Here is a 15,824-nt window from a genome sequence, read left to right as displayed (position 1 = left end):
AGCCGGCCGACAGCAGATCATCATTCACGGGTTTTGGCCTCACCGTCGGTGACGAACGGCGCCGGTTTCACGGAGTTCACGCACCGGGTGTCCGGGCTTGCGGGGTCGTCGAAGAAGGAGGTGATCACCTTTGCCCCGCACGGAGTGTCGAACGTCCCGTGGGCGACACCGGCCAGGGTGACCACCGTGGAGCGGGAAAGCGTCCGGGCCACGTAGCGCCCCCACTGAGCCCCCGTCTGGGCGTCGAAACTTCCGGAGATGGCAAGGGTGGGAATGCTGCTCCGAGTGACCGCACGAACGGAGTCGGGTGCCTTCGCAACGTCCCAGGCCTGACATGCCTGACGCAGGAACGGCAGCTGCGGCGCCTGGGCCAGGACCGAGCGGGGAAGCTCGGGAAAGGCTCGCCGCCCCTTGGCGAGCTGTTCGGCGGGGGTCTCGAACGGAACCCATTCGCTGCACCACACGCTCAGCGAAAACCCGTGGGCGAACATCCCCTGCGAGCCGGGGAGCCAGGCGGCCGCCCACTGCTCGGCGATGCGCTCGGGGCGGCCGTGGGCCAACTCGTCCACGCCCACCGGGAAGGTGTCGGGGGCGTGACTGGCGCGCACCATCCAGTTCAGCAGCGCCCCGCCGTCGAGGACCACCTTCACCGTCCCGACCTGCGGCACCGTCACGTGTGTGGTGACCGGATGAGCCTCCAATTGACGCACCATGCGTAGGAAGGTGGCACCGATGTCCGGGTGGCGCTGCCGGCACGCGGGCTGGGTCGCGCAGGCGCTCACGATGTTGTCGAACGACTCCCGCATGCTGCTCCACGTCCACCCGGGCGTTGCCACGGACGGCGGCACGACGCCGTCGACGGTCACCGAACGGACCCCTTCGGGGAACATGCGCATATAGGTCAGCGCCAGCTGTGTCCCGTAGGAGTGGGACAGCACGTTCCACTCCCGGATTCCCAGGGCCCTGCGCAGATCCGCCACGTCGGCGGCGTTCTCGCTGGTGTTGTAGGCAGCCGGATCGACTCCCTGGGCTGTCAGGCGCTCGCGGCACCGGGCCGCTGCCCGAACGTATCGGTCTCCGGTGGAGGGGGCGTCGTAGAGGAGGCCGACACGCTCCCCGTAGAACCGGTCGATCTCGGGACAGGTCAGCGGCCGCTGGGACGAGTACGTTCCGCGCTGGGACAGGACGACCAGATCACGGTCGCGGTTCAGTCCGGCCTCGGTGAGTTCCGATATGTTCCCAAGCGCGTCCGCGCCGGGCCCGCCGGTGAAGAACACGATCGGATCGGGGTGTGGCCTCGGTGATGCCGAGCGGACGAGCGCAACGGCCAGGCGAAGGGTCCGCGCAGTGGGATGGGCCCGGTTTTCCGGTACGACGAGGAAGCCGCAGCGGGTCTCCTTGAGCTCTCCGTAAGTGGTGGGGCAGGGGGCGGGCTCGAAGCGCGACGACGGCTGCGTCTGTGCCGCCGGTGTTGGAGGCAGGGTGAGTACGGTGCCCGGAAAGATCCAGTGGCCCCGGTCACTGGAGGCGTACCCGTGCCGACGGGCCTCATCCTCGATGCTCTGCTGATTGAGCAAGTAGACGCTGTCCCACCGCAGTGCGTTGCCGAGGGCCTGCTGGGCGATGTCCCACAACGTGTTCCCGGAGGCGACGGTGTGCGTGCCGGCCGTCGAGCGTGCAGGCAGCGCCTCACCGGTTGTCCGTCCCACCGACAGGCCGGGCTGTGGGCGGCTGATGAACGGGGGGCCGCCCGCCCTCGCCGGGGGCTTGTGGCGGGTGGCGGCCACGACGGACGTGCCGTGGGCCGGAGGCGCGCTCAGCACCGTCAGGCCGGCCAGGAACATGGCAGCTGCGGCGGCCGTGCTGCGGTTGCGTATGGGCATGTCGTCCTTCCGTATCGGTGCCGGTGACAGCCCACCGGCACCGATCGATCTCGTCACCGCCTGGTTGGGGGTTCTCAGACGCCATGCTGCGAAGACCACCCGCGCCCCGCACTCCGGCAGGCCCAATGGGGTCACACGCGCGCCCACCGGCGGCGACATGGCCGGGGGCCGTGATGGGGGAGGAGATCGCGGAGGGGGCGGGCGTGCAGCTGACCATCGACCCCAAGAGGGACACCTACGAGCAGGCGATCCCGGCGGTGCGGGCCGCGTACGGCCTCAACCCCGCAACCCTGTCAGGCAGTTGGCCGGACACCCCCGTTCTCGAGCCGCGGCCGGGCCCGGAATTGCTCAGCAGCGAGGATCTGTGGCAGGGCTGGACGGACCGGCTGCTGTTCGACACCGTCGCCGCGGTGATGCCCCGTGCCCGCGCGGTGCTGCGCCGGCTGGTCGAGGTGGGTGGCACCGCCTGTTATGACGACATCCGCGAGCACGTCATCGACGACCCCGCGACGCCGATCCCGCGGTGGCGGCACAGGGGCTCTTCCGGGGCCTCGCGGCGTGCCCAGTGCCGCTGGCGTCCGCCGTCGTTGCCGTCGCATCAGGGACGCTCAGCACCCGCCTACACCGCCTGCGGCAATGCCGCGATGCGGCGCCGGTCGCCGGCTCGGGAGGGGAATGATGTTGATCATTCGTGGAGTGCTGTGTGTCCTCCTGCTGTTGGCGACCAGCGCCTGCACGGTGGTTGCGTGCGGTTATCGCGGCGTCGACGTGTGGGTCTGGGACTGGGCGGACGCAGTGCGCAGGCCGTACGGAAAGTGCTGGCGAAGCCTTACCACCATGCGGATCTTCTTCGGGATCACGGGCGTCCTCCTGCTGGCGGGAGCGTTGCGCACCGGGGTGAGTTGACCGCGGCCTGACGAGCATTGGCACCGTTGCGGGTAGCCGTCCTGGTGGATGGCGCGGTCTGGCAACGGTGTTGCTGCCCTTCGGCAGTCGGTGCAGGGCTTCTGCCGGCCGACGGGTTGTCTTTTGCGCATACGGGGACTTCTCGCCTTCCCAGGACTCGACGAGGTCATCGATCACGTCAAGTCCCACATGGGTGAAGCCATCAATCCCGTCCGCACGCCGTCGGCGAATCGCTAGGCAACGTGGTCGGCAGGGCAAACGTGACCCCGGCGGGACGTCACGAACTACCTCGGTCAGCTCGCCGGAAGCGCTTGGAGCACGACTGCGGCGCGAACTTGGCCGGCCTGGGTGGGTCAGTCGATGGCCCAGTCGCGTAGCTGGCGGGCGATCCGGGGAACACCGAGTGCTCCGGAAGCCGCGTCGCGCATGAGCGCGACGGCGGCCTTGGGCGGGTAATCCATCTCTCGCCCGTTGAGGATCAGGTAGGCCTCGGTCGCGTGCCAGGCGAACGCTTCATTCGAGTGCTCCAGGCACGGCAGTTTCGCGAGGGTCTGCAGCAGCGCGGCGGCCTTGAGATGCAGGGAGCCGTAGATGTCGCGCTCCATCGCCCTGGCGTTGACCCGGGCGACAGCGGCGTACAGCGGTCCGAAGTCGTCGACCTGTGGATCGCCGGCGAGCAGCTCGGCGGCGTGCAGAAGAAAGGTGACGTCGAGCGGGTGGAGCGGCTCCGACTGGGTCACGCGGCGTGGCCTCGCTCCTGGTGCCCGAGCTCCCGCTGCGCTTCCTGCTCGGCCGCCCGATGCTCGGCGCTGGGGTCCAGATTGCCGGGCTTGGCCGCGAACGCCGCGCCGCTACGGCCCATGGATGCCTTGAAGCCGTCCAGGAACCGCCGTTCCACAGCGGTCGCACGGTCATAGGCGGCGGAGAGGATGTACTCCTGCATGCTGACCCCCGCCTGCTTGGCCGCGGCCGCGATAGCGGCCCGCTGTGCAGGGTCGGGAAAGCGTAGGCTCATGGCTTTGGGATCCGACATGGTATTAACGGTACCAGCGATACCAAGCGGGTGGGCCTCGAAGGGCACAGTCGCACCGGCTGCGCTTGTGGACCGGCCGCGTAGTCGCGGTGTACCTCATAACCCCGTCTGCTTCTCGGGTGGGCGGCACATGGACGGCGCGACACAGGGCGCGGAAGGGCAGTGGCCACAGCCAGGACGACGCACGGTGCCCAGCTCAGGCATGCCGGTTCAGCTCCAGCCATTGGCGCCGGCAGGACTCCATGGGCTTCACCACGCCTGAGCGAGGGCATCGTCCCGGCCGAGCGCATGATCGGCCACACCCTGCCCGCCGGGCTCGAGCCGCTGGCCGGCGCCTTCGCCCGCGTCGGCGCCATCGCCTACAACGCCGTCCTGGCCGGCGACATCCACCTCGGCGAGGACGTCGCCGTCTTCGGGCAGGGCGTCATCGGACTGCTCACCACCCGCCTCGCCCAGCTCAACGGCGCCCGGGTCACCGCCGTCGACGCCCTCGACGGCCGGCTGGAGACCGCCAAGCACTACGGCGCCCAGCACACGCTCAACGCCCGCACCGACTCCGTCGCCGAGCGCATCCGCGAGACCACCGGAGGCCTCGGCGCGGACCTGGCCATCGAGATCAGCGGCGCCTACCCCGCGCTGCACGAGGCCCTGCGCTCGGTCGCCGCCGGCGGCCGCGTGGTGGCGTCCGGCTTCTACCAGGGCGACGGCGTCGGCCTGCGCCTGGGCGACGAGTTCCACCACAACCGCGTCCAGCTCGTGTGCTCGCAGATCGGCGGCGTCCCCCCGCAGCTGTCCCACCGCTGGAGCGTGGAACGCCTCCAGCAGACCTTCCTGCGCCTGGTCGCCGAGGGACAGGTGGACGCCACCAGCCTCGTCAGCCATGTCGTCCCGGTCGCCGACGCCGCCGACGCCTACGTGCTGCTCGACGAGCGCCCGGCCGAGGCGCTGCAGGTCGTGCTGGAATTCTGAACGTCTCGAAAGGCCCCCTCCTCATGCTCAAGACCGCGGCGCAGGAACAGCTCCTGCCCGGAGACACCCTGCAGGCCAAGTGGGAGTTCGCCCAGGAAGCCGGCTACGACGCCATCGAACTGCGCGGCAAGGGCGACCTGCACTTCGCCTCCCGCCTCGAGGAGCTGCGCCAGGCCCGCAAGGACGGCGTGGTCATGCCCACCGTCTGCGTCGACATGCTGCACTTCTTCGGCGCTTTCGACGCGGACCGGCGACGCGACGCCATCGTCCAGATGAAGTCGCAGCTCACCGTGATCGCCGAGATCGGCGGCCGCGGCGCGCAGACCCCGGCCTCGTACGGCATGGCCTCCCGCCGCCTGCCGCCCTTCGAACCGCCGCGCAGCGAGGCGGAGGACCGCGAGGTGCTGCTGGCCGGCCTGGCCGAGCTGGGAGAACACGCCCGCAAGGAGGGCGTCATCCTCTTCCTGGAGCCCCTGAACCGGTACGAGGACCACATGGTCAACCGCCTGGAGCAGGCCGCCGACCTGATCCGCGCGACCGGCCAGGACTCGGTCCGCATCGGCATCGACAGCTACCACATGAACATCGAGGAGACCGACCCCGCGGCCGCGATCCTCGCGCACGCCGACGTCATCGGACACGCCCAAATCTCCGACTCCAACCGCTTCCAGCCCGGCGCCGGCCACCTCGACTGGCCCGCCTGGCTCGGCGCCCTGCACACCATCGGCTACGACGGCCACCTCGCCCTCGAATGCCGACTGACGGGCGATCCCGTGGAGGCCGTCCGTTCCGTCCCCGCATTCCTCAAGAGGTCCGGCGCGTGAAGTCCCTCCTGGACCGGCCCGCGCCCACCGACGCCGCAGCCCTGACACTGCGGCGCGGTACGGCGCGGGTCCTGATCGACAACTGGACCGGCACCTCCACCGTTCCCTCCCGCACCCTCTACCCGCACCAGTGGAGCTGGGACTCCGCGTTCATCGCCATCGGCCTGCGTCACCTCTCGGCGCGCCGCGCCCAGCAGGAACTGGAGTCCCTGCTGGCCGGGCAGTGGACGGACGGACGCATCCCGCACATCGTCTTCAACCCGGCGCTGCCGTACGACGCCTATTTCCCGAGCCCCGACTTCTGGCGCTCCTCCACCGCAGGCAAGGGCGCGGGCGCACCGGCGGCCGCCGAGACCTCCGGCATCGTCCAGCCGCCGGTGCACGCGCTGGCGGCCTGGCTGGTGCACCGCGCGGACCCGGTGGAGTCCCGCCGGCGAGGCTTCCTCGACCGCGTTGTGCCACGCCTGTCCGCCTGGCACGACTATCTCCTCGCCCAGCGGGACCTCGGCGGCGCTGGGCTGGCCGCGGTGGTCCATCCCTGGGAGCCCGGCATGGACAACAGCCCCTGCTGGGACGAGGCGCTGCAACGGATCGAGCCCGCGTCGCCGGACGCCTTCCAGCGGGCGGACCTCGATCACGGCCACCCTGCCGACCGGCCCACCGACCTGGACTACGGCCGCTACGTCCGTCTCGCCGCCGACTACCGCGCTGCGGGATACGACGACCGGGCGGCCCGGTTCGCCTTCGCCGTGGAGGACCCGTGCTTCAACGCCCTGCTGATCGCAAGCGAGCGGGCCCTGGCCGCCATGGCACGGGAGACGGGCGCCGATGCCACCGCGCACACCGCGCGCGCCGAAGCGCTCACCCGGCACCTGGTCAGCCGTCTGTGGGACGAGCAGGCCGGCATCTTCCAGGTCCGTGACCTGACCACGGACACCCTGGTCGAGGAGCGCAGCGTCAGCGGACTCGTCCCGCTGCTCGTCCCGGACCTGCCACCGCACATCGTCGGCCGTCTCCTCGACACGCTCACCGGCCCGCGCTTCACCGCACCGGCGACCCGCCTGGTCCCGAGCTACGACCTGCACGGCCACGCCTTCGACGCCCACCGCTACTGGCGCGGTCCCGCCTGGTTCAACACCGCCTGGCTGATCCACCGCGGCTTGCGCACGCACGCCCTGGACCCCCAGGCCGCAGATCTGCGGTCGGGGTTCGTCACCGAGGCCGGCGCCACCGGCTTCACCGAGTACGTCGACCCCGTCACCGGCCGCCCGCGCGGCGCCCGGCACTTCTCGTGGACCGCCGCGCTCACGCTCGACCTGCTGTGCGCCGACCCCAAGGAGCCCACCCCATGAGCCCGGCCGACGACCGCGTCCAGCTGGTGCGGGACGCCACCTTCGCCCGCCTCGACGCCGGGGGCGGCATCAGCGGTACCCGGGGCACGGCACCGGACGGACTGTTCCTGCGCGACGCCCGGCACCTCAGCCGCTGGCAGCTGACCGTCGACGGCAGCGAGCCGACCGCGCTGGTGCCCGCCACGGCCGACACCGACGACACCGCCACCTGCGTACTCACCCCGCAGGGCACCCGCGACAATCCGCCCCCCTACACCGTCTTCCGCGAACAGACCGTGACGGCCGGCACGCTGACCGAACACCTGCGGCTGGTCAGCAACCGGCCCGAACCCGTCACCGCCCGCGTCGACCTCACCGTCGACGCCGACTTCGCCGACCTGTTCGAACTGCGCGCCGACGACCGCCACTACGCCAAACCCCGCGCCAGCCACGAAACCGGTCGTACAGCCGACGGCCTGCAGGTCGACTACCGGCGCGAGGACTGGCACTCTCGCACCACCATCACGTCCAACCCCGCCCCGACCACGGTCGGGGACGACCCCGGCACGCCGCACACCAGCTCCCAGATCCTGAGCTGGGAGCTGGAACTCGCCGCACAGGCAGAGGCCGACCTCCGTCTCACCGTCCGCGCCCACCCGCACGGCATGCCGGACGTGGCCCCTACCTCACCGCGGCCAGGACACAGGGCCGCCCCCGCCACCGACGACCTGGCGCGCACCTGCGAACGAGGCCTGCACGACATCGACCTGCTCACCATCGCCGTCACCGGCGTCGACGGCGAGGACGTCCACGTCCCCGCCGCAGGATCCCCTGGTTCCTCACCCTCTTCGGCCGAGACTCACTGCTGACGTCGTACTTCCTCCTGCCATACCGGCCCGAGACAGCCGCCGCGACCTTGAGTGCGCTCGCCGCCACCCAGGGCCGGCGCCACGACCCGAACAGCGGTGAACAGCCAGGACGCATCGTCCACGAGACCCGCCACGGCGAACTCGCCCACTTCCGCCAAGTCCCCTACGGCCGCTACTACGGCGCCGTCGACGCGACACCGCTCTTCCTGGTGCTCCTCCACGCCCACTACGAGACGACCGGCGAACCAGCTCTCGCCCTTCGCCTGGAGCGGCACGCCCGCCAGGCCGTCGACTGGATGCTCACCGACGGAGGCCTGGACCGGCACGGCTACCTCGTCTACCAACCCGACCCGAACGGCCTGGTCAACCAGAACTGGAAGGACTCCGCAGGAGCCATCTGCTGCACCGACGGCACACAGGCCGAAGGCCCCATCGCCGTCTCGGAAGCCCAGGGCTACGCCTACGACGCCCTGGTACGCACCGCCCAACTGGCCGCCGACGTCTGGCAGGACGAGGCCTACGCGCACCGCCTGCGCCACATCGCCACGGACCTGCGCGGCCGCTTCCTGAGCGACTTCTGGATGCCAAACGCCGAGTTCCCGGCCCTCGCCCTGGACGGCCACGGCCACCAGGTCGACGCCCTGGCCTCGGACGCGGGGCACCTGCTGTGGTCGGGCATCCTCGATGCCGAGCACGCCCGCCGGGTCGGACAGCGCCTGCTGCAGCCGGACTTCTTCTCCGGCTGGGCGATCCGCACCATGGCCGCCGGACAAAAGCCGTACTACCCGCTGTCCTACCACCGCGGCAGCGCCTGGCCGCACGACAACGCCCTGATCGTGCTCGGGCTGGCCCGCCACGGACTCGCCGAACAGGTGCACACGGTCGCTCAGGGCCTCGTCGCCGTGGCGGCCCACAACGACTACCGGCTGCCGGAGGTCCTGGCCGGATACGACAAAGGCGCTACCAGCCGTCCCGTGCCCTATCCCCATTCCTGCTCACCCCAGGCCTGGGCGGCGGCGACACCGTGGGCATTGCAGACCGCACTGCGGGCGGTGGGATAGCGGGCAGCACGCCCCTATCGGTGGCTGGCGCGACCCGTCGGCCACCCTCCTCAAGGACAAGTCCGGCGTGCCGTCCCGGGGCCCCACCCGGGCCCAGTTGGTCCCGCGGCAAGTGCAGCAACTGCTTCACCGCATCAGACCGAGGCCGGCCGGGGCTGGGCAGGGCCTCTAGGCGTTTTGACCACAAGCGTTGTTGACGCGGGCAGCGAGGGGTCCGCGTCGAGGCTTGGGCGGTGCGGTCGTCGGCCGGACGGTCGGCATCAGGAGGCTGAAGCGCATGCTTGCTCTGGGCCGCTCGCAGGTCGAGTCCCTGCTTCCGGCAGCAGACCGAGGCGCACCGCGCCGGAGCAGATCACTCTCTACAAGTCGGCCGGCATAGCGATCCAGGACGCCGCGGCCACCGCCCTGGTCCTCTCGTCCGCCCGCGAGCAGTCGATCGGCAAGGAGATCACGCTGCGGTGACGCCGCGGCACGCGATCGCCCCACCGTGTGACGGCCGAATCCGCACCGCGCGGCAACCGGCCGGGCACCATCGCCCGTACTCGGCCGAGCACGTGCGCGTACGCCGACAGACATGCGGGTGAAGTGGCCAGGCCGTTGCGGATCACGGCCGCCTCCGTAGGGGGCACGGGTCTTGCCGTGCGACGATGGGCAGACACGAGACCGACTGGCCCTACGGGTGCCGGTTTTTGGGTTCTGGGCGTGTCCCCTTCCAGGGCACCCAGCTCCCGCCATCGTCGGCCGCCCCTGTCAGGGGGCGCTTCGCCTTTGGGCTCCTGACCCCCTGGAAAGGGGGCTCGCCCGCCATGCACTTCACCCTGCGGATCGACGACACTGCCGCCCACATCACCGTGCACGGAGAGATCGACTACAACACCCTGCCCACGCTCCGCGCCGCCGCTGCCGGGCTGCCGTCGAATGTGACCGAGCTGGTCTGGGACCTGCATGACGCCTACTTCATGGACGTCGCCGGCCTCCACCTGCTCTTCGAGCAGCCGTCACCAGAGGGCCCGCCCCGCAAGACGACCGTGACCAACCTGGCGCCCCAGCCGCTGCGGCTGCTTGTCGTCGCTGCCGAGGTGATCCCCGCCCTTGAACTCGCCCGCCTGCTGCCTGACACACCCCCAACCACCCTGTTCGATGACTGACACCCACCCGGCCCCCCGATGCGAGGCGGTCCGCAACGCGAGCTCACCGAAGCGTCGCGGTCGGTTGTGAAGGTGTTGGTGGGCACTGCGCTTGGTGGGCCGCGTGGACGGCGACGATGGCGGCCGCTGCGGCGACCTAGCAGGCCTCCAGCGACAGGCCTATTGGGATGACCATGGCTTCATCCCCGTAACGGTCAGTGGTTTGCGACTCGTGGCCCACGTAGTCAGTGATTCCGAGTGCTGGATGAGCCGTTCGTGGTCCCGGGAGTGCGTGATCCAGGCCCGCGAGCGTTCGACCACCCAGCGACGCGGCAGGCTGACGACCCCACTCTGGATGTATCAGCCGCAGCCGGAACCGGACTTCCCTCGTCGCGTCGCGATCGGTCATGCCGGCCGGGGTGACCATGACGAACGGCGGCAGCCCCTCGGTGTCGAAGACCAGGTGGCACTTGCTGCGCCTGCCGACCGCCGTCGTCGGCCACGCCGTCGTCACCCGTCCGCACCGGTACAGCCGCGCACAGCCGTCGGCTGCGGTTGGCCTGATCGTGTCAGCGGTCCCGAACCCGCTGTAAAGGAAGCCTTGACGGTACGGAGTTGTAAAGGGATGCTTGACATGTGATCGACGCTTCGATGTCTCTTGGTGCCGCGAGCGCTCTGCCGGCTCAGCAGGCCTCGGCTCTGGCCAAGGTGGTGGAGAGCCCGCTGACAGCGCAGGCATACCTTGAGCTGGTCCGGCATTCCCAGGGCGTGGACGACCTGGCGGGGCAGGTGCTCAAGCTGTGTGTGCAGCAGTCTCGGGACGCCGGCCGCACCTGGCAGGAGATCGGGCACCTGCTCGGAGTCACTCGCAAGCCGCGTTCCAGCGGTTCGGCAAGCTCGTCGACCCCCGGGACCGGAGAACCCATGGGCAAGACCGTGCGCATGGCCGGCGCTGCACAACGTGCGACCGCGATCGTCGCGGTCGTCCTCGACGGCTGCATGGACGAATCCAGGCGATCCTTCAACGCGCAGGTCATGGCGGCTTTCACCGATGAAGTCCGCGGGATGGCCTGGCCACGGTGGCCGGCTTCGTCGGCGCGTTCGAAGGCTTCGGCCAGGGCGAGCCGTTCGTCCGCCGCATCGGCGACCACGCGGTCGTCGACATCCTGCTGCGCTACGAAGCCGGCGACATGAAGGCCTGGGTCGCGTTCGGATGAAGAGGTCGCCGGAATCGTCGTCATATCCCCTGAAATCCCGTAGACCGAGGGCCCGCCACGCCCGAAAGCGTGGTCGGCGGACCGGGCGGAGGAGCAATGCCCACAGGTGACAAGCCGGACGCGCGGATTCTCACCGCGATTGCCGTGCTGCACACGGCAGCTGCGGCACTCACGTGGCGGGACCTACGCACCAGATCGGCCCGGCAGGTACGCGGTGACAAGCGGATCTGGCGGATGGCCAGCGCCTTGAACACCCTCGGGTCGGTCGCTTACTGGCTGTTCGGACGCCGGCAGGACCCAGCCCCGGCGACGGGGCACAACCAGAGCTGCGGGAGGCATGAGTGAGCCAGGCGAGTACGACCACCTACGAGGACGGCGGAATACGATGCGACGACCAGGGCCTGGTCGTCCGCCGCTACTACCCCTGGGGGGCGAAGCGGATCGGCTACACCTCGATCAAGAGCATCGAGAAACTCGACCTGACCGGCATGAACAAGGTGCGCAGGTGGCGGATCTGGGGCACCGGCGACTTCCTCCACTGGTGGAACCTCGACCCACAACGGCCCAGGAAGAACTGTGCGCTGGTGATTGACGTCGGGCGCCGCGTGCGGCCCACGATCACCCCGGACGACCCGGACGCGGTCCTGCGCGTCCTCACCGCAGCTAGTGGCCGCACATGACCGGACCGGCCGACAGGAGCCCGTGGGTCGCGCTCGTGCCGCTGATCGCGACGCTCCCTGCCATCGTGTGCATGATCGACATCGTTAGGCACCCGAACACCCGGAGCCTGACACCTCAGACATGGCTGGGCCTCCCGGCCTGACGCCCCGGCGAGCCGGGCCGCGGCGAGCACGTGGCCGTGCCGTTCACCCGGGGCGGGTCGTTGGCCCGGTGACACGCGCGCATGTGTCGGCGGCCCGACCTGTTTGCTTGCCCGATGGCGGGTCGGGCCGCGTGCCTTTTCCGGTGGGCAGAGCGGGCGGTGAAGGCGGCCGCGGGGGCCTCGCGGCCATGAACCCCCGGGGCTGCTGCCGTGTCGGCACTTGTCCAGTCCGTGGTGGTTGCCTGTGGTGATCCCTGAACGATCTGGTCGGTGTACGGGCACTCGGCCAGATCATTGTGCTCACGTTCGGGCCTGCGTCGATGACGAGGTCGGGCGGGTGCTGTGGGTACGGTGGTGTGATGGACGTCACAGTAGCGGAGAAGGTGCTGATCGTCGGCGGGGTGTTGAACCTGCTCTACGGGGCGCTGCTGGGGTTTCCCATCGTGGCGGTGCGCGCGAAGGGCGCGCCTGCCGTTCCGAGGTATCTGATGGCGGCGCACCTGAGCACGCTGCTGCACGGGGCGGTGTTGCTCGCCTTGGTGTGGGCGGCCCGGTTGTCGATGCTGGGTGCGGGCTGGGAGGAGGTGGCCGCCTGGCTGCTCGTGGTCTCCTCCGCGCTGGTCGCGGCGAAGGACACCCTGAACTGGCTGACCGGGGTGCAGGACGAGTTCGGCGAGAAGGCCAAGCCCGCGCTGCTGGGTGCGCTTGCCGCGCTGCCGGAGACAGTAGGTATCGGGATCTTCGTAGTGGGCGTTCTTCAGGCGTTGTGACGCCTGGCCGGCGGAGGCGGATGAGGCTGCAGGCCGGTTCTCGGGGCCGTGGGTGCCCGGGTTCTAACGTAGGGCGGCGGCGACGAGGCCTTCGAGGGCTTCGCGCGGTACTTCGCCGCCGCTCACCAGCCGGTCGAAGACCAGTCCGTCGATGCAGGTCAGCAGGGTGTGAGTGCGATTGTCGATGTCCGTCACGCCGTGCGCGGCGAGGAACAGCCGGACAGCGTCGCGGCCGGCGTTCTCGCGGGGGATGAGGATCTCGCGCAGTTCACGGTCGCGCACGCTCTCGACGGCGCAGGCGTAGCGAGCGAGCGAGCGGCGGCGGCCCTCGCCGGTGAGTCGCCGTCGGGTGAACAGCACCATGCCGTCCACCAGTTCCTCGACGGTGCGCAGGGGTGGAAGGGTTTCGGCCGTCGTTTGCAGTTCCGCCTGGTCGAGGCGGACCAGGCGGGTGACCAGTGCGGTGAGCAGTGCGGCTCGGGTGCGGAAGTAGGCCGACGTGGTGCCGGGCGGCATGGCCGCCTTGCGGTCCACCGCACGGTGGGTCAGGCCGCGGACCCCTTGTTCGGCGAGTACGTCGAGAGCCGCGTCCGCGAGGAGGGTGCGCCGATCCGAAGCCATGACTCCTTTCTACACCTGTAGAGCCTCGGCTAGAGTCATCCTTCTACAGATGTAGAAGGGTGGGGGCTTCGGCATGGGCAACACGGCAGTGGTGGTCGGAGGGGGCATCGGCGGGCTGGCCGCCGCCATCGGACTGCGCCGCATCGGATGGGAGGTGACGGTCCTCGAGCGTGCCTCGACGCTTGAGGACGCGGGGGCGGGCATCTCACTGGCAGCCAACGGGTTGCGGGCCCTGGATGAACTCGGCGTCGGCGACGCGGTACGGGAGGCCGCGCGAGGCCAGTACAACGGCGGCACTCGCACACCACAGGGCGGTTGGCTGGCCCGGATGGACGGCTCGGCGCTGGAGAAGGCGGTGGGCACACCGATCATGGGCATCCCCCGCGCCACCCTGCACCGGCTGCTTCGCGACTCCCTGCCCACCTCGGCGCTGCTGATCGGCGCCGAGGCGGACTGGGTCGAGCGGCCCGGCCCCGGCACGGTTCGCGTCGGCTGCGGCGAGAGGGTCCTGGACGCCGATCTGGTGGTGGCGGCCGACGGCATCGCCAGCAACGTGCGCAGCCATCTCTTCCCAGCGCACCCCGGTCCGCTCTACAGCGGCTCGACGGTGCTGCGCGCCATCACCGAGCAGGCGGTCGACCTGCCCACCGACTTCGAGCTGACCTGGGGGCACGGCGCCGAGTTCGGGCACATCGCCTTCCCCGACGGCCGGGCCGAGTGGCACGCCGTCCTCAACCTCCCCGCCGGGACGCGGTTCGCCGACCCCCTGGAGGAACTGCGCAGCCGCTTCCATGCCTGGCACGACCCGATCCCGGCCCTGCTCGAGGCGACCCGGCCCGCCGTCGTGCTGCAGCACGACGTCAACGAACTGCGCACACCGCTGCCCTCGTACACGGTCGGCCGGACCGCGCTGCTCGGCGACGCGGCACACGCGATGACCCCCCACCTCGGGCAGGGTGCCTGCCAGGCGCTGGAGGACGCGGTCACCCTCGCCGCCGCGCTGGCCACCGAGCCCACCGTGAAGGCCGCGCTGGCTCGCTACGACGCCGAGCGCCGACCGCGCAGCCAGGCCGTCGCGCGGGCCGCCCGGCAGGCCGGGCGGATGGGCCAGCAGCTCTCCCATCCACTGGCCGTCGCCCTGCGGAACACGGCGATGCGGCTGACACCCTCCCGCGCCGCAACGCACATGATCCTCCGGCATCACGCCTGGGTCCCACCCCAACTGAGCTGATCCACTCGCGCCCGAGGCCACCGTGCTCGCTGGAGATCGTTCCGGCCGGTCCTCTGAAAGAGCGCGGCCTCGGCATCCACTTCGTCACAGCGTTGTGGCGATCGACCTGTCCGGCCTGCGACAGCCGTGGGCAGCACCGCAAGACGCCGGCGAGGACCGAGGCAGCCCGCGCAGCTGCCTTGGCTGTCGCAGGGGGAGGCATTCCTGGTGGTGGCCGACCATAGGAGATCACCTCAGAGTGGTGTGGCGGCGTGCCGGCGTGCCGGCGTGCCGGCGTGCTGGCGGAGCAACGGGCAGTGGCTGCGTGCGCTGGCACCTGGGCCGGGCCGACGTGAGTTCGGTGTCTCGCGTCGGTCCGTTCGCGGACCATGTCCGCGGTGCGGGGTCAGCGCCGGAGCAGGGCATCGATCTCCGCGCCCGTGGGGGCGTCGTCCTGGTCTCCGGCCACTTGCCGCCCGATGGCTGCGCGCACGGCGGCGACAACGAGGGTGCTTCCGGTGATGCGTCAATCGTTTGCTCAGGCGGGAAGTTCGGTGATGCTGAGGGCGAAGTCCAAGTTCCCCACCCCGTGGTTGGCGAGGCCTACCGTGACCACGCCTGCTCCTTCGAGCCAGTGCGCCATTTTCAGGCCGCCGACGTCCAGCGGGCGCAGCCCGAGGCTCTCGACGAACGCCTCCACAGTTGCCTTGGCCTGGGCATTGTCTCCGGCGATGAAGACGTCGGGCCGGCCCTTTTCCAGGACGTGGCGGAAGATGGTGTTGAACGCCTTCACCACGCTGGCGCCGGCCGGGGCGGCCTTGGCGACTTCCTGCGCGATCGAGGTCTCCTCGCGGTGGGCCAGCCCGTCGAACGTGGAGTTGAAGGGGTTGCTGATGTCGACGATGACCTTGTTCGCGAGGGCGTCTCCGTACTGGGCGATGGCCGGCACGACACCGTTGTACAACAGGGCCACGATGACGATGTCCCCGGCCGGGGCGGTGCCCCATGTTCCGGTCGTGGCGCCGTCGCCGAGACCCTTGGCCAGGGCGGCGGCCTTGGACTGATCGCGGCCCATGATCTCGACGGTGTTGCCGCCCGCTATTGCCCGCGCGCCGATGGTGCGGGCCATGTTCCCGGTGCCGATGATGCTGATGTTGCTCATGAGTTGTCCTGCCCTGGG

14 protein-coding genes and 2 pseudogenes are annotated in these 15,824 nt (G+C 70.4%); 11 read left to right on the top strand and 5 right to left on the bottom strand.

Going from position 1 to position 15,824, the window contains the following annotated elements; all coding sequences use genetic code 11:
• Nucleotides 1-20: 20 nt before the first annotated feature.
• On the bottom strand, nucleotides 21-1,883 hold the full coding sequence (locus ACGFYN_RS38400; protein WP_393870609.1) for an alpha/beta fold hydrolase: 1,863 nt from the start codon (nucleotides 1,881-1,883) through the stop codon (nucleotides 21-23).
• Nucleotides 1,884-2,086: 203 nt separating this feature from the next.
• Here ACGFYN_RS38400 and ACGFYN_RS38395 point away from each other — a divergent pair, with 203 nt between their 5' ends.
• A complete protein-coding gene (locus ACGFYN_RS38395) occupies nucleotides 2,087-2,800 on the top strand; it encodes a hypothetical protein (RefSeq protein WP_393870608.1) in 714 nt (237 codons plus the stop codon).
• 342 nt (nucleotides 2,801-3,142) lie between these two features.
• Here the strand turns inward: ACGFYN_RS38395 and ACGFYN_RS38390 are convergent, their stop codons facing one another.
• A complete protein-coding gene (locus tag ACGFYN_RS38390) occupies nucleotides 3,143-3,529 on the bottom strand; it encodes a fic family toxin-antitoxin system, toxin component (RefSeq protein WP_393870607.1) in 387 nt (128 codons plus the stop codon).
• On the bottom strand, nucleotides 3,526-3,822 hold the full coding sequence (locus ACGFYN_RS38385) for a DUF1778 domain-containing protein (protein ID WP_393870606.1): 297 nt from the start codon (nucleotides 3,820-3,822) through the stop codon (nucleotides 3,526-3,528). The genes ACGFYN_RS38390 and ACGFYN_RS38385 overlap by 4 nt, the downstream gene beginning before the upstream one ends.
• 261 nt (nucleotides 3,823-4,083) lie before the next feature.
• On the opposite strand from ACGFYN_RS38385, the pseudogene ACGFYN_RS38380 reads away from it, so the two are divergent.
• The 9 genes and pseudogenes from ACGFYN_RS38380 to ACGFYN_RS38340 all read left to right on the top strand — a co-directional run.
• Nucleotides 4,084-4,791 (top strand): annotated as a pseudogene (locus tag ACGFYN_RS38380) (zinc-binding alcohol dehydrogenase); the annotation flags it as partial.
• 23 nt (nucleotides 4,792-4,814) lie between these two features.
• The gene (locus ACGFYN_RS38375; RefSeq protein WP_393870605.1) at nucleotides 4,815-5,615 is read left to right on the top strand and encodes a sugar phosphate isomerase/epimerase family protein; all 801 of its coding nucleotides are present in this window, start codon (nucleotides 4,815-4,817) and stop codon (nucleotides 5,613-5,615) included.
• Complete coding sequence (locus ACGFYN_RS38370; RefSeq protein WP_393870604.1) at nucleotides 5,612-6,967, top strand: trehalase family glycosidase; 1,356 nt, start codon at nucleotides 5,612-5,614, stop codon at nucleotides 6,965-6,967. Before ACGFYN_RS38375 ends, ACGFYN_RS38370 begins: the two co-directional genes overlap by 4 nt.
• Nucleotides 6,964-8,876: pseudogene (locus ACGFYN_RS38365) on the top strand (glycogen debranching N-terminal domain-containing protein). Before ACGFYN_RS38370 ends, ACGFYN_RS38365 begins: the two are co-directional and overlap by 4 nt.
• A gap of 177 nt (nucleotides 8,877-9,053) precedes the next feature.
• The gene (locus ACGFYN_RS38360) at nucleotides 9,054-9,338 is read left to right on the top strand and encodes a hypothetical protein (protein WP_393870603.1); all 285 of its coding nucleotides are present in this window, start codon (nucleotides 9,054-9,056) and stop codon (nucleotides 9,336-9,338) included.
• A gap of 344 nt (nucleotides 9,339-9,682) precedes the next feature.
• Nucleotides 9,683-10,024, top strand: a complete 342-nt coding sequence (locus ACGFYN_RS38355; RefSeq protein ID WP_393870602.1) for an STAS domain-containing protein — start codon at nucleotides 9,683-9,685, stop codon at nucleotides 10,022-10,024.
• Between the two features lie 1,058 nt (nucleotides 10,025-11,082).
• Complete coding sequence (locus ACGFYN_RS38350) at nucleotides 11,083-11,220, top strand: hypothetical protein (protein WP_393870601.1); 138 nt, start codon at nucleotides 11,083-11,085, stop codon at nucleotides 11,218-11,220.
• Between the two features lie 341 nt (nucleotides 11,221-11,561).
• Nucleotides 11,562-11,900, top strand: coding sequence for a hypothetical protein (locus ACGFYN_RS38345; protein ID WP_393870600.1), 339 nt, complete (start codon nucleotides 11,562-11,564; stop codon nucleotides 11,898-11,900).
• A gap of 502 nt (nucleotides 11,901-12,402) precedes the next feature.
• On the top strand, nucleotides 12,403-12,813 hold the full coding sequence (locus ACGFYN_RS38340) for a hypothetical protein (protein WP_393870599.1): 411 nt from the start codon (nucleotides 12,403-12,405) through the stop codon (nucleotides 12,811-12,813).
• Nucleotides 12,814-12,876: 63 nt separating this feature from the next.
• Here the strand turns inward: ACGFYN_RS38340 and ACGFYN_RS38335 are convergent, their stop codons facing one another.
• Nucleotides 12,877-13,434 (bottom strand): TetR/AcrR family transcriptional regulator, encoded by a 558-nt coding sequence (locus ACGFYN_RS38335; protein ID WP_393870598.1) that lies wholly within the window; start codon nucleotides 13,432-13,434, stop codon nucleotides 12,877-12,879.
• A gap of 73 nt (nucleotides 13,435-13,507) precedes the next feature.
• On the opposite strand from ACGFYN_RS38335, the gene ACGFYN_RS38330 reads away from it, so the two are divergent.
• Nucleotides 13,508-14,665, top strand: a complete 1,158-nt coding sequence (locus ACGFYN_RS38330; protein ID WP_393870597.1) for an FAD-dependent monooxygenase — start codon at nucleotides 13,508-13,510, stop codon at nucleotides 14,663-14,665.
• 517 nt (nucleotides 14,666-15,182) lie between these two features.
• On the opposite strand, the gene ACGFYN_RS38325 is transcribed toward ACGFYN_RS38330, so the two are convergent.
• Complete coding sequence (locus ACGFYN_RS38325) at nucleotides 15,183-15,806, bottom strand: NADPH-dependent F420 reductase (RefSeq protein ID WP_393870596.1); 624 nt, start codon at nucleotides 15,804-15,806, stop codon at nucleotides 15,183-15,185.
• Nucleotides 15,807-15,824 lie beyond the last annotated feature (18 nt).

It is taken from the genome of Streptomyces sp. NPDC048419 (assembly GCF_043200415.1).
GTDB lineage: Bacteria > Actinomycetota > Actinomycetes > Streptomycetales > Streptomycetaceae > Streptomyces.
The sequence above is the reverse complement of the archived record's forward strand: the minus strand, read 5'-3'. Positions and strand labels throughout refer to the sequence as shown.

Excerpts from the sequence above, each read along its gene's own strand:
- ACGFYN_RS38400 (WP_393870609.1), bottom strand. The coding sequence starts at position 1,883 with ATGCCCATACGCAACCGCAGCACGGCCGCCGCAGCTGCCATGTTCCTG.
- ACGFYN_RS38385 (WP_393870606.1), bottom strand. The coding sequence starts at position 3,822 with ATGTCGGATCCCAAAGCCATGAGCCTACGCTTTCCCGACCCTGCACAG.
- ACGFYN_RS38375 (WP_393870605.1), top strand. The coding sequence starts at position 4,815 with ATGCTCAAGACCGCGGCGCAGGAACAGCTCCTGCCCGGAGACACCCTG.
- ACGFYN_RS38355 (WP_393870602.1), top strand. The coding sequence starts at position 9,683 with ATGCACTTCACCCTGCGGATCGACGACACTGCCGCCCACATCACCGTG.
- ACGFYN_RS38340 (WP_393870599.1), top strand. The coding sequence starts at position 12,403 with ATGGACGTCACAGTAGCGGAGAAGGTGCTGATCGTCGGCGGGGTGTTG.
- ACGFYN_RS38335 (WP_393870598.1), bottom strand. The coding sequence starts at position 13,434 with ATGGCTTCGGATCGGCGCACCCTCCTCGCGGACGCGGCTCTCGACGTA.
- ACGFYN_RS38330 (WP_393870597.1), top strand. The coding sequence starts at position 13,508 with ATGGGCAACACGGCAGTGGTGGTCGGAGGGGGCATCGGCGGGCTGGCC.
- ACGFYN_RS38325 (WP_393870596.1), bottom strand. The coding sequence starts at position 15,806 with ATGAGCAACATCAGCATCATCGGCACCGGGAACATGGCCCGCACCATC.